General features: G+C 64.3%; 23 protein-coding genes. 10 read left to right on the forward strand and 13 right to left on the reverse strand.

Translation table 11 applies throughout. The features are described from left to right. Positions 1–158 precede the first annotated feature (158 nt). The 5 genes from RND78_RS15875 to pnuC all read right to left on the reverse strand — a co-directional run bounded on the left by RND78_RS15875 (position 159) and on the right by pnuC (position 2,817). The gene (locus tag RND78_RS15875; protein WP_312730131.1) at positions 159–464 is read right to left on the reverse strand and encodes a putative quinol monooxygenase; all 306 of its coding nucleotides are present in this window, start codon (positions 462–464) and stop codon (positions 159–161) included. Between the two features lie 61 nt (positions 465–525). Beyond that, positions 526–1,074 carry a GTP cyclohydrolase I FolE gene (gene folE / locus RND78_RS15880; RefSeq protein ID WP_312730132.1) on the reverse strand — a complete coding sequence of 183 codons (549 nt, stop codon included), beginning with the start codon at positions 1,072–1,074 and terminating at the stop codon, positions 526–528. 63 nt (positions 1,075–1,137) lie between these two features. Further along, positions 1,138–1,692, reverse strand: coding sequence for a Smr/MutS family protein (locus tag RND78_RS15885; protein WP_312730133.1), 555 nt, complete (start codon positions 1,690–1,692; stop codon positions 1,138–1,140). A 37-nt stretch (positions 1,693–1,729) separates the two neighbouring features. Then, positions 1,730–2,257, reverse strand: a complete 528-nt coding sequence (locus RND78_RS15890) for an AAA family ATPase (protein WP_312730134.1) — start codon at positions 2,255–2,257, stop codon at positions 1,730–1,732. Further along, a complete protein-coding gene (gene pnuC, locus RND78_RS15895; RefSeq protein ID WP_312730223.1) occupies positions 2,254–2,817 on the reverse strand; it encodes a nicotinamide riboside transporter PnuC in 564 nt (187 codons plus the stop codon). The genes RND78_RS15890 and pnuC overlap by 4 nt, the downstream gene beginning before the upstream one ends. Positions 2,818–3,082: 265 nt before the next feature. Here pnuC and RND78_RS15900 point away from each other — a divergent pair, with 265 nt between their 5' ends. From RND78_RS15900 to RND78_RS15910, 3 genes are all read left to right on the forward strand, one after another. Beyond that, on the forward strand, positions 3,083–3,919 hold the full coding sequence (locus RND78_RS15900; protein ID WP_312730136.1) for an undecaprenyl-diphosphate phosphatase: 837 nt from the start codon (positions 3,083–3,085) through the stop codon (positions 3,917–3,919). Then, positions 3,916–4,419, forward strand: coding sequence for a DUF1294 domain-containing protein (locus tag RND78_RS15905; protein ID WP_312730137.1), 504 nt, complete (start codon positions 3,916–3,918; stop codon positions 4,417–4,419). Before RND78_RS15900 ends, RND78_RS15905 begins: the two co-directional genes overlap by 4 nt. Positions 4,420–4,529: 110 nt before the next feature. Continuing rightward, positions 4,530–6,278, forward strand: a complete 1,749-nt coding sequence (locus tag RND78_RS15910) for a gamma-glutamyltransferase family protein (RefSeq protein WP_312730225.1) — start codon at positions 4,530–4,532, stop codon at positions 6,276–6,278. A gap of 75 nt (positions 6,279–6,353) precedes the next feature. Here the strand turns inward: RND78_RS15910 and mqo are convergent, their stop codons facing one another. Together mqo and RND78_RS15920 are read right to left on the reverse strand one after the other, a co-directional pair. Continuing rightward, a complete protein-coding gene (mqo, locus tag RND78_RS15915) occupies positions 6,354–7,850 on the reverse strand; it encodes a malate dehydrogenase (quinone) (RefSeq protein WP_312730139.1) in 1,497 nt (498 codons plus the stop codon). Positions 7,851–8,304: 454 nt separating this feature from the next. Next, positions 8,305–9,894: an ABC-F family ATPase gene (locus RND78_RS15920; protein ID WP_312730140.1), complete on the reverse strand. Its 1,590-nt coding sequence runs from the start codon at positions 9,892–9,894 to the stop codon at positions 8,305–8,307. Positions 9,895–10,338: 444 nt separating this feature from the next. Here RND78_RS15920 and RND78_RS15925 point away from each other — a divergent pair, with 444 nt between their 5' ends. Beyond that, positions 10,339–10,521 (forward strand): hypothetical protein, encoded by a 183-nt coding sequence (locus tag RND78_RS15925; RefSeq protein ID WP_312730141.1) that lies wholly within the window; start codon positions 10,339–10,341, stop codon positions 10,519–10,521. Positions 10,522–11,136: 615 nt separating this feature from the next. On the opposite strand, the gene RND78_RS15930 is transcribed toward RND78_RS15925, so the two are convergent. After that, a complete protein-coding gene (locus tag RND78_RS15930) occupies positions 11,137–11,331 on the reverse strand; it encodes a hypothetical protein (protein WP_312730142.1) in 195 nt (64 codons plus the stop codon). A 650-nt stretch (positions 11,332–11,981) separates the two neighbouring features. Between RND78_RS15930 and RND78_RS15935 the strand changes: the two genes are divergently transcribed. Next, complete coding sequence (locus RND78_RS15935) at positions 11,982–12,248, forward strand: hypothetical protein (protein ID WP_312730144.1); 267 nt, start codon at positions 11,982–11,984, stop codon at positions 12,246–12,248. 333 nt (positions 12,249–12,581) lie between these two features. Here RND78_RS15935 and RND78_RS15940 read toward each other — a convergent pair whose 3' ends face one another. Beyond that, positions 12,582–12,980, reverse strand: a complete 399-nt coding sequence (locus RND78_RS15940; RefSeq protein ID WP_312730146.1) for a response regulator — start codon at positions 12,978–12,980, stop codon at positions 12,582–12,584. 241 nt (positions 12,981–13,221) lie between these two features. On the opposite strand from RND78_RS15940, the gene RND78_RS15945 reads away from it, so the two are divergent. The 4 genes from RND78_RS15945 to cfaB all read left to right on the forward strand — a co-directional run bounded on the left by RND78_RS15945 (position 13,222) and on the right by cfaB (position 15,746). Next, complete coding sequence (locus tag RND78_RS15945; protein WP_312730148.1) at positions 13,222–13,485, forward strand: hypothetical protein; 264 nt, start codon at positions 13,222–13,224, stop codon at positions 13,483–13,485. A gap of 196 nt (positions 13,486–13,681) precedes the next feature. Further along, positions 13,682–14,050 (forward strand): hypothetical protein, encoded by a 369-nt coding sequence (locus tag RND78_RS15950; RefSeq protein ID WP_312730150.1) that lies wholly within the window; start codon positions 13,682–13,684, stop codon positions 14,048–14,050. A 116-nt stretch (positions 14,051–14,166) separates the two neighbouring features. Further along, the gene (locus RND78_RS15955) at positions 14,167–14,361 is read left to right on the forward strand and encodes a hypothetical protein (protein WP_312730152.1); all 195 of its coding nucleotides are present in this window, start codon (positions 14,167–14,169) and stop codon (positions 14,359–14,361) included. 194 nt (positions 14,362–14,555) lie between these two features. Then, complete coding sequence (gene cfaB / locus RND78_RS15960) at positions 14,556–15,746, forward strand: C17 cyclopropane fatty acid synthase CfaB (RefSeq protein WP_312730153.1); 1,191 nt, start codon at positions 14,556–14,558, stop codon at positions 15,744–15,746. Here the strand turns inward: cfaB and RND78_RS15965 are convergent. Continuing rightward, positions 15,731–16,942: an MFS transporter gene (locus RND78_RS15965; RefSeq protein WP_312730155.1), complete on the reverse strand. Its 1,212-nt coding sequence runs from the start codon at positions 16,940–16,942 to the stop codon at positions 15,731–15,733. The two genes, cfaB and RND78_RS15965, sit on opposite strands and share 16 nt — an antisense overlap. Then, positions 16,939–18,147 carry an MFS transporter gene (locus RND78_RS15970; protein WP_312730157.1) on the reverse strand — a complete coding sequence of 403 codons (1,209 nt, stop codon included), beginning with the start codon at positions 18,145–18,147 and terminating at the stop codon, positions 16,939–16,941. The genes RND78_RS15965 and RND78_RS15970 overlap by 4 nt, the downstream gene beginning before the upstream one ends. Before the next feature lie 64 nt (positions 18,148–18,211). Between RND78_RS15970 and RND78_RS15975 the strand changes: the two genes are divergently transcribed. Beyond that, positions 18,212–18,685: a DUF192 domain-containing protein gene (locus RND78_RS15975; RefSeq protein WP_312730159.1), complete on the forward strand. Its 474-nt coding sequence runs from the start codon at positions 18,212–18,214 to the stop codon at positions 18,683–18,685. Here RND78_RS15975 and RND78_RS15980 read toward each other — a convergent pair. Together RND78_RS15980 and RND78_RS15985 are read right to left on the reverse strand one after the other, a co-directional pair. Then, the gene (locus RND78_RS15980) at positions 18,678–19,430 is read right to left on the reverse strand and encodes a class I SAM-dependent methyltransferase (RefSeq protein WP_312730160.1); all 753 of its coding nucleotides are present in this window, start codon (positions 19,428–19,430) and stop codon (positions 18,678–18,680) included. The genes RND78_RS15975 and RND78_RS15980 overlap by 8 nt on opposite strands. A 435-nt stretch (positions 19,431–19,865) precedes the next feature. Continuing rightward, positions 19,866–21,224 carry a substrate-binding domain-containing protein gene (locus RND78_RS15985; protein ID WP_312730162.1) on the reverse strand — a complete coding sequence of 453 codons (1,359 nt, stop codon included), beginning with the start codon at positions 21,222–21,224 and terminating at the stop codon, positions 19,866–19,868. Positions 21,225–21,282: the final 58 nt, after the last annotated feature.

Raw genomic sequence — 21,282 nt, forward strand, 5'->3', positions numbered from 1 at the left:
GCCCGTAGCGTTTTCCACTTGATGCCAATGCCCGTTCGTGGACAAGGCTGCGCCGTTGTCCACTCTACGACTCTGGGGGCTGCAAGCGGCCAGAGGAGATTGGTACCTTAGTGCTGTAGGAGCGGCCCATGGCCGCGATAACGGCGTCGTCCTCGAACTCAACTTCCCCCTATCGAGCCCCTCGGCGCCAAGGGATAAAGATCCACCTCATCCGCCAGCTTGGGTAACTCGTCGAGGAAGGCGAGGGTATGCGGCTGGTTGAAGTGGTCGTCCTGAGCCGCGACCGATGCCCAGCGCGCCTGGATCACCCAGAGATCGCCATCTTCGCTGCCCTGGAACACCCGATAGTCCAGGCAGCCGGCATCCTTCACGGCCAGTGCGGCCAGGTCCAGCAGGTGGGCACCCAGCGCGAGGGATCGTTCGGGTTGGGCTCTTAGCAGGGTGAGGCTGTGGACATCCGGCATGGGCGGGGCTCCTGGAAGGTCGAGGGTTCGACCCTCCAGGGCAACGGACGTCGCGGCGGGCTCAGCGATTGATCAGGCCGAGGAATTCGGCGCGGGTCGCGTCATTGGAGCGGAACTGGCCAAGCATCACCGAGGTGACCATGGAGGAGTTCTGCTTCTCCACGCCGCGCATCATCATGCACATGTGCTGCGCCTCGATGACCACCGCGACGCCGGCTGCGCCCGTGACCTTCTCGATGGCCTCGGCGATCTGCCGGGTCATGTTCTCCTGGATCTGCAGCCGGCGGGCGAACATGTCGACGATGCGCGCCACCTTGGACAGGCCCAGCACCTTGCCACTGGGCATATAGGCGACGTGCGCCTTGCCGATGAAGGGCAGCATGTGGTGCTCGCACAGGGAGTACAGCTCGATGTTCTTGACCAGCACCATCTCGCTGTTATCGGAAGTGAAGAGCGCTTCACCCACGACTTCTTCCAGCGTCTGGTTGTAGCCACGGCAGAGGTACTGCATGGCCTTGGCCGCCCGCTTGGGCGTGTCCACCAGCCCCTCCCGGCCGATGTCTTCGCCGAGTCCGGTCAGGATCGAGGAGTAGTGCTGTTCGAGAGACATTTGGGTTCCTGTTTGTCGATAAGGAGGTTGGCGCTCGGATGAGACGTCACCCGAGTCGCGGAGTCACTCGTCGCGACCTTCGAGCATGGTGCGCTTGAGCAAGACATAAAGCGAGCCGGTTCCACCGTGGCGGGGCAGGCAGGAGGTGAAGCCCAGCACCTGCGGATGCTGACGCAGCCAGGTGTTGACGTGACTCTTGATCAGTGGCCGGCGCCCGTCCAGGCGGGCGGCCTTGCCATGGGTGATGCGCACGCAGCGGATCTCCAGGCGGGTCGCCTCGGCGAGGAAGTCCCAGAGGGTCTGCCGGGCCCTTTCCACGGTCATGCCGTGCAGGTCCAGGCTGCCTTCGAAAGGGATCTGGCCGGCCTTGAGGCGCCGCAGCTGGGTGTCCTGCACGCCATCCCGGCCCCAGTAGAGTTCGTCTTCGGCGCCTACGTCGATGACGAAAGCATCGCTCAGGCCGTCGACCCGGATGCTGGCCGTGGTCTTGGTCGCATCGGTGCGGCGCTGGGCGATCTGGGCGCGGTCGGCGCGTGGTTTGCCGGTGTCGGCACGATCCTGCTTGAGCGGACGGATCCCGCGGGTGAAGTCAGCGAAAGAGGCATCGTCATCGTGCATGGGGTTCTCCGGTACAGGGCGTCATTCTACCGGCGGGTCAGGCCTCGTGCAGCAATCGGCTGACCGCCGCCAGGGCGGCGTCCTGTCGCGCGCCCCAGTCGCCGGCGATTTCCAGTACCGGTTGATCGTGAGCCCCTAGCCAGTTCCGACAGCGGTCGAAGAAATCCATTCGGGCGTCCAACTCCGGCTGGCAGCGCTGACCGTCGTCCTGCCAGTCGACCCCGCGGGGATCGAGCAGCAGGTGCAGATCGTAGCGGCGCGCCAGCAGGGCTGGCTCCAGCCAGGCCGGTGCGGTGCCGAACAGCAGCCGACTCCACAGCAGGTTGCTCAGCAGATGGGTGTCCAGCAGCAGGAGTGCTGGGGCAACGACGCGGCCCGCATCTTCGCGGCGCAGTTGCTCGCGCGCGATGACGTCAACGTCGGCCAGGGTGGTGTCGGTGCCATGCAGCGCGCAATACTCCCGCACGTACTCGTCCACTCGGAGACCGCCGAATCTCTCGTTCAGGTTCTGCGCGAGCCAGGATTTGCCGCTCGACTCGGGGCCGGTCAGCACCACTACTTTCATCGTGCGTCCGCCAGGGCCCGGCGCCAGTCACGCCAGCCATAGGCCGCGAGGCCAACGAAGACGGCGTAGAGCACCGCGGTGGGGTAGAGGCCCTTGTAGTAGAAGAGCCCGACGTAGATGACGTCCAGCACGAACCACAGCGCCCAGCACTGCAGGCGCTTCTGCGCCATCCAGAACTGGGCGACCAGGCTGAAGCCAGTGAGCGCCGCATCCAGCCAGGGTAGGGCGGCGTCGGTATGGGTGCCCATGAGATAGCCGAGCGCGAGGCTGCCGAACGCGCCGACGGCCAGACCGCCCGCTATCGGTGCCCCGCCGAGCGAGGTGACCTCGCGGCCCTGATGTTGTCGGCCGCCGCGCAGCCACTGCCACCAGCCGTAGAGTTGCAGCACCGCATAGACGCACTGCAGCAGCATGTCCGAGTAGAGCTTCACGTCGTAGAAGATCCAGACGTAGAGCACCACCATCACCAGGCCGATGGGCCAGCCCCAGATGTTTTGCCGCACGGTGAGCCAGACCGCGACGATGCCCAGGACAGCAGCCACCAGCTCGATCGTGGACATGCCCATGAAGGTGGTGAGAGATTCCAGAAACGACATGCTTCACATCCGGAGAGATTCGATTGGCCATTGTACGGCACCTAATGGCCGTTCATCGGTCTCTTCAACCGGTCTCGCTCTGGTAAGGTGCCGGGCGACCACCACAGCTCAAGCTGTCCTGGGTACCGCAAAGGGCCATGCCCTGCGGAGCGTCACGGTTCGAACCCCGTTGCCGCTGGAGCCTGCAGCTCCGGCTACCTGCAATGTTTCACTTGGATGGAGTAATACCATGGACCTATGGAGTGCCTTGCAGGCGCTGATTCTGGGGATCGTCGAGGGCATCACCGAGTTCCTGCCCATTTCCAGCACCGGTCACCAGATCATCGTCGCCGATCTCATCGGTTTCGGTGGCGAAAGGGCCATCGCCTTCAACATCATCATCCAGTTGGCGGCCATCCTGGCCGTGGTCTGGGAATACCGGGTCAAGGTCTTCGAGATCGTCACCGACCTGCCGCGCAAATCCTATGCGCAGCGGTTCACCGGCAACCTGATCGTCGCCTTCCTGCCGGCCGCGGTGCTCGGGGTGATCCTGGGTGGCCTGATCCACGAGTACCTGTTCAACCCCATCACCGTGGCCTTCGCCCTGGTGATCGGCGGCGTGATCATGATCTGGGCGGAAAAGCGTACCCATCGCATCCGCGTGGAAGAGGTGGACGACATGCGCTGGCATGACGCCCTCAAGGTCGGCTGTGCCCAGTGCCTGGCGATGATCCCGGGTACCTCGCGCTCCGGCTCGACCATCATCGGCGGCCTGCTGTTCGGCCTGTCGCGCAAGGCGGCTACCGAGTTCTCCTTCTTCCTGGCCATGCCGACCATGGTCGGGGCGACCGTCTACTCGGTCTACAAGTATCGCCACCTGTTCACCGCCAACGACGTGCTGGTGTTCGGGGTCGGCTTCATCACCTCCTTCATCTTCGCCATGTTGGCGGTCAAGGCCTTGCTCAAGTTCATCGGCAAGCACAGCTACGAGGTGTTCGGCTGGTATCGCATCGTCTTCGGCCTGCTCATCCTGGCCACCTGGCAATTCGGCTGGATCGACTGGCACGCGGCCAAGGCGGCCGGGTGAAACCGGAGCAGGAACAGCAGAGCCGGCGCAAGCCGGCTCGTGCGTCTACGCAGGCCGCTGCGCCGAAGACCGCCAAGCGGGCGACCGCACCGACGCCCTATCAGCAGCGCGCTGCCATCGCTCGGCAAGACATGCTGCTGCTGTTGCAGATCGGCGTCTTCATCCTGCCCCTGGTCGGCATGCTGTCTCTGGCCTTCGGTCGTGGGGTGCTCTGGCCGATGGCGCTGTATGCCTTGGCCAGCGTCGTGACCTTCTTGCTCTACCGGCACGACAAGCAGCGCGCCCGCGACAAGGGCTGGCGCGTACCGGAGCGGATCCTGCACCTGGGTGAATTGCTGGGCGGCTGGCCCGGCGCCCTGATCGCCCAGCAGCGCTTTCGCCACAAGACGGTCAAGCTGAGCTTTCGCCTGGTGTTCTTCGCCATCGTCGCCCTGCATCAGTTGCTCTGGCTGGACGTGCTCTGCGGCGGTGTCCTGCATCGCCGGTTGCCGCTCTTTTAGCGCCGGCGAGGGTGATGGTCTAGGCTTGGCAGGCGAACGCCGCCCCGTTGCCAAGGAGACACCCGTTGCCCATTCCTCCATCGCTGCTCATTCCCTCGCTGCTGGCGTTGATGCTGGCCGCCTGCACCCCCAGTCAGAAGACGACGCTGCCTCCAGCCCCGGAAGCCGGTTCCGGTTACCGAACCGGACTGGTGGCGACCCAGGCCCGGCAGCAGTTGGCGGCGGCGGCCAATCCGCTGGCAGCCGAGGCCGGTCGCGAGATCCTGCGCCAGGGTGGTAGCGCCATCGATGCCGCCATCGCCATGCAGGCGGTCCTGACCCTGGTCGAGCCGCAGTCCTCGGGCATCGGCGGGGGCGCCTTCCTGCTCTATTGGGATGGTCGCCAGGTCCAGGCCTACGATGGTCGCGAGACCGCCCCGGCGGGTGCCACGGAAGGGCTGTTCCTGCGACCGGACGGGACGCCCATGGCCTTCGAGGAGGCGCGCATCGGTGGCCGCTCGGTCGGGGTGCCAGGCGTGTTGCGCGCCCTGGAACTGGCGCACCGCGACCATGGACGGCTGGCTTGGCAGAGCCTGTTCGCGCCGGCCATCCGCCTGGCACGTGAGGGCTTTCCGCTCTCGCCGCGGCTGCACAACCAGCTCCTTCACGATCCCTTCCTGCAGGATTCGCCCGCCATGGTGGCGCTCTATCTCGATCCGCGCGGAAAGGTGAAGCCGGTTGGCACCCTGCTGCGCAACCCGGAGCTGGCGGCGACCCTGGCAGCGATCGCCAAGGAGGGGGCCAATGCTCTCTATCGCGGCGACATCGCCCAGGCCATCGCGACGGCGGTCCAGCAGAGCCCCAATCCGGGTAGCCTGAATCTGCAGGACCTCACCGGCTATCGCGCCAAGCCCCGTACGCCGCTCTGCAGCGACTACAAGCGCTGGCGTGTCTGCGGCATGCCGCCGCCAGCCGGCGGCCTCACCGTGGCCCAGACCCTGGGCATCCTCCAGGCCTTGGAAGCCCGCGATCCCGCCTGGGCCCTGGCGCCCCTACGACCGGTGGCGACGCCGCTGCCGGCCGGCCAGGAGCCGCGCCCGGAAGCGGTGCACCTGATCGCCGAGGCCGAGCGCCTGGCCTATGCCGACCGCGCTCAGTACGTGGCGGACCCGGATCGTGTACCGGTCAATGTCAAGGGCCTACTGGATGGTGGCTACCTGGCCAGTCGCGCGCAACTGATCGGCGAGCGCAGCCTCGGCAAGGCTGCGCCTGGCACGCCGCCTGGTCCGAATCTGGCCTGGGCGCCGGACCGCTCGCCGCTGCGCATCTCCACCTCCCAGGTAGTGGCGGCCGATGCCTGGGGTGGTGCGTTGTCCATGACCACCACGGTGGAGAGCTACTTCGGTTCCCACCTGATGGTGAAGGGCTTCATGCTCAACAACCAACTGACGGACTTCTCCTTCGTGCCGCGGGAGAAGGGCCTGCCGGTGGCCAATCGGGTGGAACCGGGCAAGCGTCCGCGCTCGACGATGTCGCCCACCCTGGTGTTCGACCGGGACAGCGGCGCCCTGGTGGCGGCCCTGGGGTCGCCCGGCGGTTCGCAGATCGCCGGCTACGTGGTCAAGACCCTGGTCGGCTTGCTGGACTGGCAGCTGGATGCCCAGGCGGCGGCGGGATTGCCGAATTTCGGTAGCCGCAACGGTCCCACGGAGCTGGAGCTCGGGCAGACCACGCCAGGCTTGCGCAAGGCGCTGGAACAGCGGGGGCATGAGGTGCGCGAGGACGAGATGACCAGTGGCATCCAGGTCATCCGGCGTATTGGCTCGGGTTGGCAGGGCGGCGCCGATCCGCGGCGGGAAGGGGCGGCGTTGGGTGATTAGGGGGGGCGCTCGCCGACCGGCGATAGGCGCTCACCCCAACCCTCTCCCAGGGGAAGAGGGAGCGGAGCAGGGCGGTTACGCGGGTTGATCGAGTTGCAGTACGCGGGTGGTGCGTTCCCGCACTTCACGCAGCAGCTCGGGTTCTTCCGCCAGCTTGTGGCCGAAGGCCGGGAACATGTTGCGCAGCTTGGCCTGCCAGTCTTCGCTCTGGAAGCGGCTCGGGAAGCAGCGTTCGACCAGGGTCAGCATGATGGACACCGAGGTGGAGGCACCGGGGGAGGCGCCCAGCAGGGCGGCGATGGTGCCGTCACCGGAGGCGACGATCTCGGTGCCGAACTGCAGGATGCCGCCTTTCTGCGGGTCCTTCTTGATGATCTGCACCCGCTGGCCGGCCACTTCCAGGCGCCAGTCCTGCTTGCGCACGGCCGGGTAGAAGGCCCTCAGTTCCTCGACGCGCTGGTCGAAGGACTGCATGACCTGGCCGACCAGGTAGCGGGTCAGCGGCATGTTGTCTCGCGCCACGGCGAGCATGGGGCCGATGTTGCTCGGCTTGATCGACTTGGGCAGGTCGAGGAAGGAGCCGCGCTTGAGGAACTTGGTGGTGAAGCCGGCGAAGGGGCCGAACAGCAGGGATTTCTTGCCGTCGACCACACGGGTGTCCAGGTGCGGGACCGACATCGGCGGCGAGTTGACGCCGGCCAGGCCGTAGACCTTGGCCTGGTGGCGCTCGACGATGTGCGGATCGTCGCAGCGCAGCCACTGGCCGCTCACCGGGAAGCCGCCGTAGCCAGCGCCCTCGGGAATACCGGACTTCTGCAGCAGCGGCAGGGCCGCGCCACCGGCGCCGAGAAAGACGAACTTGGCGATGACCGTACGGGTGGCCCCGGAGCGGCTGTCCTCAATCGTCAGGCGCCACCGCTGGTCGGCCTCGCGGCTCAGGTCCACCACCTTCTGGTTGTAGCGGACCTGGGTGCCCGGGCGGGTCTGCAGGTGACCCAGCAGGCTCATGGTCAGGGCACCGAAGTTGACGTCGGTGCCTCCGGCCACGTGGGTGGCCGCCACGGCTTCGGTCGCCGGACGGCCTTCCATCACCAGGGGCATCCACTCGCGCAGCTTGGCGTGGTCCTCGGAGTACTCCATGCCGTCGAAGCAGGCATGGTCCTTGAGCGCCTCATAGCGCTTGCGCAGGAAGGCCATGTCCTTGGCGCCGTGGACGAAGGACATGTGCGGCACGGGACTGATGAAGGCACGGGGCGAACCGAAGTGGCCTTCCTCGACCAGGTAGGACCAGAACTGCTTGGAGGCCTCGAACATGCCATTGATGCTGAGTGCCTTGGTGATGTCGATGCTGCCGTCGGCCTTCTCGGGCGTGTAGTTCAGCTCGCAGAGAGCTGCATGGCCGGTTCCGGCGTTGTTCCAGGGGTTGGAACTTTCCGCTGCGCCTACGTCGAGCAGTTCGAGCACTTCGACGGTACTCGCGGGCTCCAGCTCCTTGAGCATGACCGCCAGGGTCGCGCTCATGATTCCCGCGCCGACGAAAACGAAATCCGACTCTTCGTTACCACTGTGCATTCATCGTACTCCTGAGACCGTGTCTCGCATTACACCTGAGGGAGACCAGGCGTCGGCGCCTGACCTCGAATGGGGCGACCCGCATCGGCCAACGAGGGCCAGACATGGGTAGGCAACCGGTAGGGCGCAGCAGTCAGATGCGACAGCGGCCGTCCGGCAATGTTCTGATTGAGAGGGGTGGAGCGGCTTGCCTTGGCGTTCCGCGGAAGCCAGGCGGTGTAGCGGGCGATCAGGATGCGACAGGGAGCCCGTCGAGCGTGCCGGTGAGGGGCGCTACGTGTTACGAGACGTGGCAGGAGACCCCTGGTCTCCCGGCGCAAACGATGGCTATTGATCGCGGCGATCCTGGTCGAGTACCCGTTTCGGTGCGAAATGATACCTAGGGTAACTGCTTAGGGCACCCTCTATTTTGCCCGTGTAGTGAGTCCTGATAGTCACTACACGGGCCTTGACGTCAACCGTTGATGCCCTGGCTGCGCAAGTAGTCGTCGTAGCTGCCGCTGAAGTCGACGATGCCGCTCTCGCTCATGTCGAGGATGCGGGTGGCCAGGGAGGACACGAATTCCCGGTCGTGGCTGACGAAGATCAGCGTACCCGGGTAGTTCTCCAGCGCCAGGTTGAGGGCCTCGATGGATTCCATGTCCAGGTGGTTGGTGGGTTCGTCCATCACCAGCACATTGGGCTTCTTCAGGATCAGCTTGCCGAACAGCATGCGACCCTGCTCGCCACCGGAGATCACCTTGACCGACTTCTGGATGTCGTCGCTGGAGAACAGCATGCGCCCCAGGGTGCCACGTACCAGTTGCTCGCCACCCTGGGTCCACTGGCCCATCCAGTCGAACAGGGTGACGTCGTCGGCGAAGTCCTCGGCGTGGTCCTGGGCGAAGTAACCGACGTCGGCACTGTCGGTCCACTTCACCTCGCCGCTCTGCGGCGCCATCTCGCCCACCAGGGTACGCAGCAGGGTGGTCTTGCCGATGCCGTTGGGACCGATGATGGCCACGCGCTCGCCGGCCTCGATCTGCAGGCCAAGGCGCTTGAACAGCGGGGTGCCGTCGAAGCCCTGGGTGACGTTCTCCAGCGTCACCGCCTGGCGATGCAGCTTCTTGTACTGCTCGAAGCGGATGAAGGGGCTGACGCGGCTGGATGGCTTGACCTCGTCCAGCTGGATCTTGTCGATCTGGCGCGCCCGGCTGGTGGCCTGCTTGGCCTTGGAGGCGTTGGCCGAGAAGCGGCTGACGAACTGCTGCAGTTCGGCGATCTGGGCCTTCTTCTTGGCGTTGTCCGACAGCAGGCGCTCGCGGGCCTGGGTGGCGGCGGTCATGTACTCGTCGTAGTTGCCGGGGAAGAGGCGCAGCTCGCCATAGTCCAGGTCGGCCATGTGGGTGCAGACGCTGTTCAGGAAGTGGCGGTCGTGGGAAATGATGATCATGGTGCTGTTGCGCGCGACCAGGATGCCTTCCAACCAACGAATGGTGTTGATGTCCAAGTGGTTGGTGGGTTCGTCGAGCAGCAGCAGTTCCGGGTCTGAGAACAGCGCCTGGGCCAGCAGCACCCGCAGCTTCCAACCGGGAGCGACTGCGCTCATGGGACCGAAGTGCTGGTCCTGCGGAATACCCAGGCCGAGCAGTAGCTCGCCGGCCCGGGCTTCGGCGGTATAGCCGTCGAATTCGGCGAACTGCACTTCCAGTTCGGCCACGGCCATGCCGTCGTCTTCGCTCATTTCCGGCAGCGAATAGATGCGGTCGCGCTCGGCCTTGACCTTGGCCAGTTCGGCGTGGCCCATGATCACCGTGTCGATGACCGTGCAATCCTCGTAGGCGAACTGGTCCTGGCGCAGCTTGCCCAGACGCACGTTGGGCTCCAGCATCACCTGGCCGCCGGTGGGTTCGAGATCGCCCCCGAGGATCTTCATGAAGGTGGACTTGCCGCAGCCGTTGGCGCCGATCAGGCCGTAGCGATGACCGTTGCCGAATTTGACGGACACGTTCTCGAACAGCGGCTTGGCGCCGAACTGCATGGTGATGTTAGCGGTGGAGATCAAGGGGCTTACCTATCAAGGACGTAAAGCTTTGCCGGAATCGCCGATACCGTTTCGGTACCCACGCCGAGCTTGGCTATCTTGCTCGAGTCTGAACCTGGGGCGGCTCAGCGAGCGTAGGTGGAAAGGAGGATCTGGAAGGTGCTTCCCAGCTGTTGGGCGATGAAGGTGGTGTTCATGCCGGACATTGAGCACATTGTCGCATAGGTGTGACGGCACTTATAAGGCCGCCGGCAGCGGAGGCGCTGGGTTGCCGGCGCCACGCCGAAGAAGGGCCGACAGGCGCTTGGCCTGCCGTTCCGGGCTTGCCGAGGACGAAAGGCGGTCGGATTTTTATTCACTCGGCCCTTCACGGGCTCTTCGGACCGCTGGTGATAGTGGCCATTGAACGGCACCCGGGCTGACGTTTCCCATGTTGCTCATACGTCGCCGTTACGGGAGCCGAAAATGTCCGAGCAAACGAAATCCAGGGTGGATGCGGGGGCACCGCGCGAAGAGTTACCACCCACTCTGGAAGAAACTCAAGCGCGGAATGCCGAGCTGCGCATTCAGAAGATGGCGAAGCAACGTCAGCAGGAGCTTTCAGAGCGTTCGTTGATCGCCGACAAGAATGCCAGGCTGGTGCCTTGAGCCCAGCTATGTACGACCTGTCGTCGAGTGATGGGCGGGCGGTCGCAGAATCCGCCAGACGCGTGGCGGTCTGCGGTCCACGGTGGGCCAGCCTGCATCTCGAGGTTCAGCCTGCGGTAGATCCTGCGCCTAGCGTAAGCCGCGGTGTGAAGCTAAGAGCCTGTTCAAAATCCGCTGCGCGTCGGCCAAACGGCGTTGAAAATGGCCTGGAAGGCCAGCCCCACCTAGGCGGCCCCGTCGGAATGCTCATCTATCACTCGTAAACTCGAGCGCGGGTCCGATCCGCTTCCTTCAGCCCTTTGATTCGCTAGCGCTCACCCTTCGGGCCAGCCGTTGGCTGTTGCTCCCGATAGGTCGTTGCGCCTTGTTTGGCTCTAGCTCGCGAGATCATGAACAGGCTCTAAGAGTCCGGCTGTCCATGCGCCAGTGAATAACGCCCAGCCCCAGCCTTAAGCGGGGCGCTGCCCCTTCCTGCGGTGCGCGAATGACCCTGGCCGTCTCGTGAACCCGGGGTAGCTAGCTGCCGATGGCCAGGGGGGGCCGAGCCTATGGCCGGTGGCCGCCGCTTTCGTTTTCGCTAGGCACGGTTGAGCTGGACCTGGCGATGGCGCGGCGTCAATGGACTATCTTGCTACGGGCGATACTGCGTTTCAGTCTGCTGATTTCTTCAAGTTCATCGGAATAACGCTGAAAGAGAATCTCGAGCGCCGCTCGGTCTGCCGAGAGTTTCAGCTGTTTGATTGCTATTTGCCGCTCGATGGGTTGTGCCGACGAACTAGTAGCGGCTTTTGCGTTCTTCTGGCTGCTCATGAGTCTATTCCCTTGGTAGTGGTAAAAATGTCCCTTTCGGCTGTGGGTATAAAACACGGAATAGGGGGCGGAAGCCTAGAAGAATTGCTCGAGAAGTGGTGATGCAATCGGCAATATCGAAGAGAATCTAACGCGGGAACGCTGGAGGGCTGTTGTAGCCGCTTCGTTCTGCGTTAAGCGAAACGACTTTGGCTTGCTCGAATGAAGGGCGGTCACATTCGCCCGGAGTTTCTTCAACTCGTCCGGGCCAATCAAGGCAAGGCAAGGCAAGGCAAGGCGCTATTGGCCGGGAGGGTTTTCTTGGATATCGAGTAGAAAGCGAAATGCACGTTGAACGGTCGCCTGGTGATCCTGTATTTCAGTAATGCACAGCTGCAGCATCTCTCTGAACACCTGAATCTGCGGTACCGTGGCATTCGTAGATTGTCTATCGCGTCCTGTTCGGCGGAAAATCGCTCTGAAAGTAGCAGGCCATGTTTCCTGGCCTGGTCGTTCGTTCGCCTGGCTCCTACATTTATGCCTTAGGCGGGGCAGTTTCCGCGACAATTAAAAGAGGTGGCCATCTGGGTGGTCGGATGGATGGTGAGTGACAGAGTTAGCGGAGAAAGGTCCAAAATTGAAGTGTATTGATAGATTCACCAGGTAACCCCATGAACAGGCTAAAAGAAACTTTGGCGACCCTGAATCCCCCGGTGAAGCATTTCTTCGAGTACAGGGGTGAGGATGTGTTACTTACGTTATTGGATCCCGGGGTACCGGCAAAGGTATCCCGCCTGATTACCAGGCGCACGGTGATGAATACCGTGGCGCTCAACGTGATGGTGTTGTATGCGGTCAATGAACTCCGCGTGAAAGGCTCTCATGTGCCTTTGCAAGGCGACACTGTACTTATCGGTCAAAAACCATCGGTAGCCTGAGCTTCGGATATCAGCTGATGGCATGCCACTCAAAAGCTCGACAGCCATAACTGGCTTGCTGGTGACAGTCCTCGCCAGGGATGCCTACAGCGCGTGGCCTAGCGTCTTTTAGGGATTAAATCCGCGGACAGGTAGGCTTTCCTCGGCATCGCCCTCCGTTTGTCTTCATGGTGGCGATGCCGGCTTGCACCGACCTTTGCTGCAATACCTTCTCCGCCGGACTGTTGAGCTCGATGGGAGGTGCATTCCAGCGGTGAAACGGTGTCGAGGCGTGTGTTTGAAAGACCAGCGGATCCGCAAGTATCCAGTTTGTGACGCCTGCCTGAGGCAAACCTAGGGAATCGACAGCGGTACCACCTTCCTGACCGCCTCTGTCAACTGGTCCAGGGTCCAAGGTTTGTGCAGGAAAGGGATACCCGCAGGAATGTCGTTTCTCAGGCCGGCATAGCCGGACATCAGTACGAAGGGGAGCGAGGGCCAGCGCTCGGTGACGATCCTGGCCAGCTGGATGCCATCGATCACCCCTGGCATTCGCACGTTCGACACCACCAGGTTGACCTGCTGCGAGTGTAGTTCCAGAAACTGCAACGCAGCATCGGCGGTGCCGAAGGTTTCCACTTGGAAGCCTTCCTGCTTGAGGACTTCGCGAACCAGGGCTTGCAACAGCAGCTCGTCTTCGGAGACGACGGCAAGCCGTTCACCGGTGACTTCGGATCGGGTCGGAGAGACCATCGGCATGAGCTCCAGAGGGGCGATGTACCGAGTCTAGTCGCCGCTGGCCGAATACGCTGAGGTGTTCATGACAACGGCGTGACTGGGGCCGGTGCAGAAGGCGGATGCAGGCGAAGGCCGTCGTGCCAGCGGGTCTTATCGGACTGATGGTGATAGTGGCCACTGAACACCAGGGGCGGACCAGCCTCACATGCCTGAGGCCATCCTGGTCTCACTGAGAGGTAGCAACATGATAATTGACATGCGCACCTGGGCCCGGGCGGCTTCGCCCAGCGCACGGCCCCAGCCGACAGCTCCGCTATCCGTATTGCAAAGCTCCATCAATAGCCTTCATCAGGCCAACGAATCACGGAAGCTGAAGATGAGTCAGGCGGCGGTCCAGGGTGTCGAGCCCGATCCGGTAGAACCGCCAGACCTGGCTGAACCGGACGACGAGGACGAAGATGAGGCCAGCCCGGGCGAGATCGATGATCAGGCTGACGTTGGCGATCCGCTGAACCGCTGATGCCGCCAGGGCTCGGACGTGATCCAGGGCGGCCCGGTACGGCCTACCGTCGAACGAGTACGGGTGGCTGTTCGCGGCCTGGGGAGCCCGCTATCAATCGGCGGCTCCGCCGCCTCGGTCCTGTGCTGATGGCAGACCGGTCATCGGCGTGCACCGATCATCCATTTAGGTCCCCGGTGGACCTGCAGGGGAAAAGATGGCCTTCTTCTTGAGTGGTATCGGCAACCTGCAGGTGCTGCTGGACAACTGCCTGCAACGTGAGCGCGAGTATTTCGTTCAGCCCCAGGGGCAACGCCAGTGTGCAGACCCCTTCGTCTTCGTGCGGGCCGCCATGATCTTTCGCAAACGGCATGACCCTATCGCCGAGCGGGAGATCTGCGCACGCTGGGATCTCATCCTGCAGGATTTCGAGCGGCAGGCGCCTGGGCTGCTGCCCGATGCCGATCTTGCCCCAGGCAGGCAACTTCGCAATCGCAAGCTGCTGCTTGATCTGCGAAGGATGAATCCTGTCTCGCCGAGATATCCGGTAGTCGCTCAGGAAGCCAGGATTTTCCAGGTTGAATGAAGGCTGCAGCGGGAAAAGACCTTGGCTACTGGAACGACGTGCGGTCATGGTTTTGTTGAAACGAACGCCCTTCGTTGCCGCCTAATCACCGACGACCTTCGACCAGGAGCCGCAACATGATGTCTTCATCCCTCGATGGCGCCACCCCGGCAATGTCACCTATGTGGTGGCTGGGAGGCGACCAGGCGCCCTTGAATGATTCCGATATGGCCGATGAAGAGGTTGATATCGAGCTTCCCGACAATGTGGTGGAGAACCTGACCGAGCCGGCCAAACCACCTGCCCCTATTCCGGACCCAGGTCCGCTCTAGTCTTTCCCAGGGTACGCTCCCTGTTTATTCTCCCTTCGCGCCTATGCTTGCGAAGCGTACAAAGCTGTATTTCTCAGGGGACATGTAACAGAAGATGTATTCCGAGTAGGTTGTTGGCCAGCGGCGCCACCGGGGCCGAGGAAGGGCCGGGCGCTGGCGAGTGTTGCACTCTCACAGCCTTCAGGAGCCTACGCATGATTCCTACGCTACCCACAGCACTACGCCGATTGAATATTCCCTTACGCATCCGCATCGACCAGGGGCCGGAGATCGATCTGGGCGCCACGCCACGGGTGACCCTGGTCGTCAAGGATCCCCAGTTCCTGGCCGATCCCCGCCAGCTAAACCTGGATGCCCTGGGCCAGGCCTTCGTGGAGTCGCGGATCGATCTGGAAGGGAACATGAGCGATGCCATCGAGATCGGTGATCAGCTGAGCCAGGCGCTGGTAGGGCTCGAGCAGACGCCGGACGGCCTCCATCAAGCCCATGACAAGGCCACCGACGCCTCGGCCATTGCCTATCATTACGACCTGTCGAACGACTTCTATCGCCTGTGGCTGGACCCCGAGCTGGTGTATTCCTGCGCCTATTTCAAGACCGGGACCGAGGACTTGGCCACTGCCCAGCGCGACAAGCTGGAGCTTCTCTGCCGTAAGCTGCGGCTGCAGCCCGGCGAGCGGCTGCTGGATGTGGGCTGTGGTTGGGGCGGCCTGGCGCGCCATGCTGCTCGTGAGCATGGCGCCGAGGTGCACGGCATCACCCTCTCTCGCGAGCAGCTCGAATTGGGCCGGGCGCGGGTGGCGGCTGAAGGCTTGAGTGATCGCGTGACACTGGAGCTGTTGGATTATCGCGACTTGCCCGAAGAGGGTCGCTACGACAAGGTGGTCAGCGTTGGCATGTTCGAGCATGTCGGCTATGCCAATCTGCCCCTGTACTTCCGCAAGCTGTTCGCCGCGGTACGTCCTGGTGGGCTGGTGCTCAACCATGGCATCACCGCGCTGCATGCCGATGAGCGCGCGGTCGGTCATGGCGGCGGGGAGTTCATCGACCGCTACGTCTTTCCCAAGGGCGAATTACCCCATCTGTCACGGGCCATTGCCAACATGAGCGACGCGGGACTGGAGGTGGTCGATGTCGAAAGCCTGCGCCTGCATTACGCCCGTACCCTGGATTTCTGGAGTGCCGCCCTGGAGGCGAATCTCGACGAGGCGGCGCGTCTGGTGCCCGCCGAGGCCCTGCGCATCTGGCGGCTGTACCTGTCGGGTTGCGCCTATGCCTTCCGCAAGAACTGGGTGAACATTCATCAGGTGCTCGCCAACCGGCCTCATGTCGACGGCCGGATCGAGCTGCCTTGGTCGCGGGCTGATATCTACGCCCGAGGCTGAGCGACCGCAGCCTCGTTGAGCGCTCTGCGATAGAGCAGGGCGCTCAACGCGAGGCCGGCCAGCGCCATCAGCCCGGCGAAGAGGAAGATGGCACTGAAGCCGAAGCCATTGGCGATGGCGCCTGCCAGCGGCCCGGTGATGCCCAGGGCCAGATCCAGGCACAGGGAATAGGCGCCCAGGGCAGCGCTGCGATTGGTCGGCGGCACCTTGACGATGGCTTCAACGCCCAGGGCCGGATAGACCAGCGACAGGCCGAAACCCGCCATGGCCGCGCCGATCAACGCCATCTGCGGCGTCACCGCCAGCCAGAGCAGCAACAGGCCCAGGGTTTCCACCGTGAAGCAGGCGAGTGCCACGCGGAAACCGCCGATCTTGTTGATGGCGCCAGCGAACAGCAGGCGGGCGCAGATGAAGGCCGCGCCGAAGGCGGTCAGGCAGAAGGCGGCGTTGGGCCAGCCATTGCTGGCGTAGTAGAGGGTGACGAAGGTCGCGATGGCACCGAAGCCGATGGAGCTCAGCAGCAGACAGAGGCCGAAGGGGCTGATCCGCCAGAATACCTTGTGGAAGGGCAGCCGCTCGCCCGGAATGACCGGCGCCGCCTCCTTGTTCCAGGCCAGGGCCAGGCCGAGAGCGCCAAGCAGGGCGATGGCGACGCCCAGGCTCCATAGGCCCAATCCCGCGACCATGGCAACGCCCAGCGGTGCGCCGATGGCCAGGGCGCCATAGGCGGCAATGCCGTTCCAGGAGATCACCTTGCTGACGTGCTGCATGCCAACGCTGCCCATCCCCCAGCTCAGGCAACCGGTCCCGATCATCGCCTGGGACATGCCCAGGATCACCCGGCCGACGATCAGCAGCCCCAGGCTGGCAGCGGGAAAGCTTTGCAGGGCAGTGGCGAGCAGGGTCAGGACGCCACAGGCGACGCAGCCGAACAGGCCGTAGATCACCCCGCGCTTGGCACCGATGCTATCCGCCAGCTTGCCGGCGAGTGGGCGGGTGAAGAGTGTGGCGAGGTACTGGATGCTGATCGCCAGCCCCGCGATCACCGAGCCGTAGCCGAGGTCGTCGTGCACGTAGCCCGGCAGGATCGCCAGCGGCAGGCCGATGGCGAGGAACAGCAGAAAGCTGAAGATGACGATGGAGATGATGCGCAGGGTGACGGCGAACGCGGTGGTGGGCGGAGCGGTCGTGGTCATGGCTGTTCTCGAGACGACTCGTCGAAGCGGCGAAGAAGGCCGACGCTGAGCGCCAGGCCGGCGAGGGCGGCCAGGGCGGCGCAGAAGAAGCTGGCGGCGTAGCCGAAATGAGTGGCCACGGCGCCGATCAGCGGACCGGTCACCGCCAGGGACAGGTCGATGAACACCGAATAGCCACCCAGGGCGGCGCCGCGGTTGGACGCCGGCACCCGTTGCACCGCCTCGACCGCCAGTGCCGGGAACACCAGGGAGAAGCCGATGCCGGTGAGGGCGGCGCCGACCAGGGCGGTCGTCACGCTCGGGGCGAGCCAGAGGACGGCCAGGCCCACGGCCTCCACCGCCAGGCTGACGATGGCCACGCGGAAGCCGCCGTGGCGATTGATGGCGTTGGCGAACACCAGCCGCACGCCGATGAAGAAGCAGCCGAATACCGACAGGCAGAGGGCCGCGCCGCTCCAGCCCTGGCTGGCATAGTAGAGGGTGATGAAGGTCGCCAGGGTGCCGAAACCTATGCCTCCCAGGGCCAGGCCGAGCCCGAACGGCAGCACCCGGCCGAGCACGGTGCTGAAGGGCAGGCGCTTACCGCGCACCGGGACGATGGCGGGCCGCGGTTTGGCGATGCGGTAGCCGAGCAGCGCCAGGGCCATGATGCTGGCGCCCATGATCCAGAGTCCCAGCAGATCCACCAGTACCACGCCCAGGGGCGCGCCGATGGCCAGGGCCCCGTAGCTGGCGACGCCGTTCCAGGAAATCACCTTGGCGGTATTGGTCGGACCTACCCGGCCGATGGCCCAGGAAATAGCGCCGGTACCCGAGAGGCTCTCGGCGCAGCCCAGCACCAGGCGTCCCAGCAGCAGCGCGCCGAGGCTGACCCAGGGCCAGGGCTGCAGCAGCACCGAGGCGAGCATCAGTAGACCGCTGAGACCACAGCCGAGCATGCCGTAGAGCACCGATTGCTTGGCCCCGACGGTATCTATGATGCGTCCGGCATGGGAGCGCGAGAGCAGGGTGGCGACATACTGGCTGCTGATCACCAGGCCGGCGATGATGGAGTTGAAACCCAGTTCGCCGTGCACGTAGCCTGGCAGCACGGCCAGCGGGATGCCGATGGTAAGGTAGGCGATGAAGGTGAACAGCACCGTGCCCAGCGTGATGCGGGTAGCCTGGGCGGACGAAAGCGTGGGTGGTGGGGTAGCGGTGGACATCGGCTTCGGGAGGTTGTCTGACAATGTGGGATAGATCGCTTTCGCCTGGCAAAGGTCACATGCGATGAAGGTTTTTGTCCATGCCAGGGGCAAGGCCAGCAGCCGGCGAGCCTGGGTAGCCGCGTTGTTGACCGCTCTGGCCGGGATGCCTGCCGGGGCCGGCGACCGTCTCCAGTTGCGCATCGGCGATCAGATACTGCGGGTCGAGGTCGCTGCCACGCCCGCGCAACGTGCGCAGGGGCTGATGGGGCGTGCCCCGCTCGGGGCCGATGAGGGCATGTTGTTCGTCTTTCCCGGTGACGACATCCGCTGCCTGTGGATGAGGGATACCCCCAGTGCCCTGGCCGCGGCCTTCATCACGGCCAGCGGCGTCATCCTCAACCTCGCGGAGATGCAGCCGCAGACCGATACCCGCCACTGCTCCCGGGCGCCGGCACGCTATGCCCTGGAAACGGCGACCGGCTGGTTCTCCCAACGAAGTGTCGCCGCCGGGGCGAAGATCCAGGGATTGGACGCGGTGCCGCCGGCCCTCAGGTGAGAGGACCGCTGTACACCAGGGTGTCGTAGTCGAAGCGAACCCGGCCCTGTTCGGCGTGGGCGTCGAACAACTGGCCCACCTCGGCGCTGAGCGCTGCATGGCCTGGGCTGCCGGGCGCGGGTAGGTAGGAGGATGACTCCACGCGCGCCTGCAGACCCTCGCGATCGAGCCATTGCGCGTTGCTCGTCACCCACAGCTGGCAACCTTCGGGGCCAAAGAAGCGTGCCAGTTCTGCCGGGCGCAGATTGCGGTGCTCCACCTGCCGGTAATCGGTGCCGTGGCGTTGCAGCAACTCCTCGTAACCAGCCATGAAGGGGCTGCTGTCGGACAATCGATAGTTCCAGATCAAGGCGAGGGTGCCAGCGGGTCGCAGGATCCGGGCGAACTCCGACCGGGTTCGCAGGCGGTCGAACCAATGGAAGGCCTGGCCCACGACGATCAGGTCCACGCTCCGTTCGCCCAGCCCGGTGTCTTCCGCCGTACCGTTCCAGGTATGGAAGCCCGCCCGCTGGGCGAGACTCGCTGCCATCGCCTGGCGCATGGGGGCGTTGGGCTCGATGGCGTGAACGGTGTAGCCCGCCGTAAGAAACTCCCGGGTCAGCAGGCCCGTACCGGCGCCGACATCCGCCACCACGGCATCCGCTGCGAGATCCGCCACCAACCGCTGGATCACGGTCGAGGGGTAGCCCGGACGACCTTTCTCGTAGGCGGAGACCCTGTCGCTGAATCGCTCTTCGTTTTTCATAAGCCTCTAATATCAGCTAGTTAGGTCGGATTCTTGCTGTAAATTATCGATTTACCTCATAAATCACTTTAACTCTGTTCTTGCAGCCTGCCTGCGCTCGACTTAATGACTTCCGCAGACGCCAGGCGTGAAGAATCCTTCTCCGAAAAGAATGGCTACAGTGGTACGAATTTGTCGAGAGAACCTTGGTTGAAGGCGGTGGCTGCTGGCAGTGGCGGTTATGGCGCAGAGCCCTTGGCCCAGGACCCTTCGCCTCGGCTAAGGGTAGGAGCGAAGTCCCTGGATGCTCGCCGCGCTCAATGGCTCGCCTGAGACGGTCCCGGGCTAGGGAGTGGGAGGTGACTGCTCGCTCCGGGCTGGGCTGCCAGGTGCGCCCCAGGGTGCTTGCCTCCGTGGGCCAGGTCGCGCGGCTGCGGAGCCGCTCAAGCGTCGCCGCTATTGGAGCCAGGCCTCGACGCGGCGATTCTTCACCCGGCCGTTGGGCGACAGTCCGGCTACCGGCAACTGGTCGCCGAGGGAAAGCAGGTCTGCGGCGAAGACCTTTTGGTGGCGCAGGGCGGTGGCCACCGCCAGGGCTCTGAGGCGCGCCAGCAGGGCGGCACGAGCGGGATCCTCGGTGGCATCGTTGAAGCCTGCCAGCACCAGGCGTCGGCTGGCATTTCCCGGCAACCGCATGAAGTCGGCCAGTCGCTCGACATCGCGCAAGGCCTTGTTGTCGAGTTGGGCGCTGCCCGCCGTGAAGCGGAAATTCACCGTGAGGCGCTGGGCTCGCCGAGCCAGGTCGGCATAGGCCTCGGGCATGCCCTGGGTGTCGGTGATCCGCAGCGGCTCGATGCGCTGGGCGACGAAACCACTCTGTTGGACGATGCTCTGGCCGGCGGGTGTCTGGCTGAACTCCAGCAAACTGCGTACCCAGTCCGACCGTTCGTTGGGCGGTGCATAGAGGAATAGCCTGCGCGCCAGGGGATAGTCCTCGGTGGCGACGCTCGCTTCGCTGGGCAGGATGGCGCGTCCCTCGCCATCGCGCAGAGCCAGCATCGGTAGCTTGGCCGCGGCCGCCAGGCTGGTGAAGCCGATCCCAGCGGGATCGCTGGCGACCTGCCCTGCCAATTCTTCGTTGGACTCGTAGCGTTTCGCCTGCGCATTCAAGCGCTTACCGGCGGGATTCAATACCAGTTCGCGGAAGGTATCGTAAGTGCCGGAGCGGTCATCCCGGGCGTAGAGATGGATCGGGCTGGGCTGACCCCCTAGCTGCTGCCAATCGCTGATGTCGCCGGCGAAGATCTGCGCCAGCTGCTGCAGGTCGAGTTCGCGCAGAGGATTGCCCGGGTGCACGATGATCGCCAGACCATCCAGGGCGATTACGTACTCGGCTTGCCGGCTACGCAGGTCCCCAAGGGGCGCGAGGGTGGCCGCCTCGGCATCGGTGATAGGACGGGAGGCAGCAGCGACATCGGTGGTCTTGTTGGCCAGGGCCGCGAAGCCGGTGCCGGTACCATGGGCAGCGATCTGCACGGAGACGGAGCTGCCGTCGGGGGCGCGGGCCACCAGACGCCATTCATCCACTACGCCGGTGGGCAGGGTCTGCGGCTGTTGGTAACCGCGTTCCGCGAATAGGCCAGCCACCAGGCGAGGGCCCAGGCGGGCGTTCACGGTGTTGGAACCCTGGAGCCGCAACAGCGGCATGTCGGTCTCCGCGGCCAAGGTGGCGGACGATACCAGGGGAAGCAGCAATAGAGTCAGCACCGCTCGCCGTAGCAGCGTACGGCGGAATACCGGGGCGGAGCAGTTCATGGGTTGGGCCTCGAACCTACGACGAGGCCGCCACCTTAGGGCCGCTCCGTGACGCCGA

It is taken from the genome of Pseudomonas oryzihabitans (assembly GCF_032027545.1).
GTDB lineage: Bacteria > Pseudomonadota > Gammaproteobacteria > Pseudomonadales > Pseudomonadaceae > Chryseomonas > Chryseomonas oryzihabitans_F.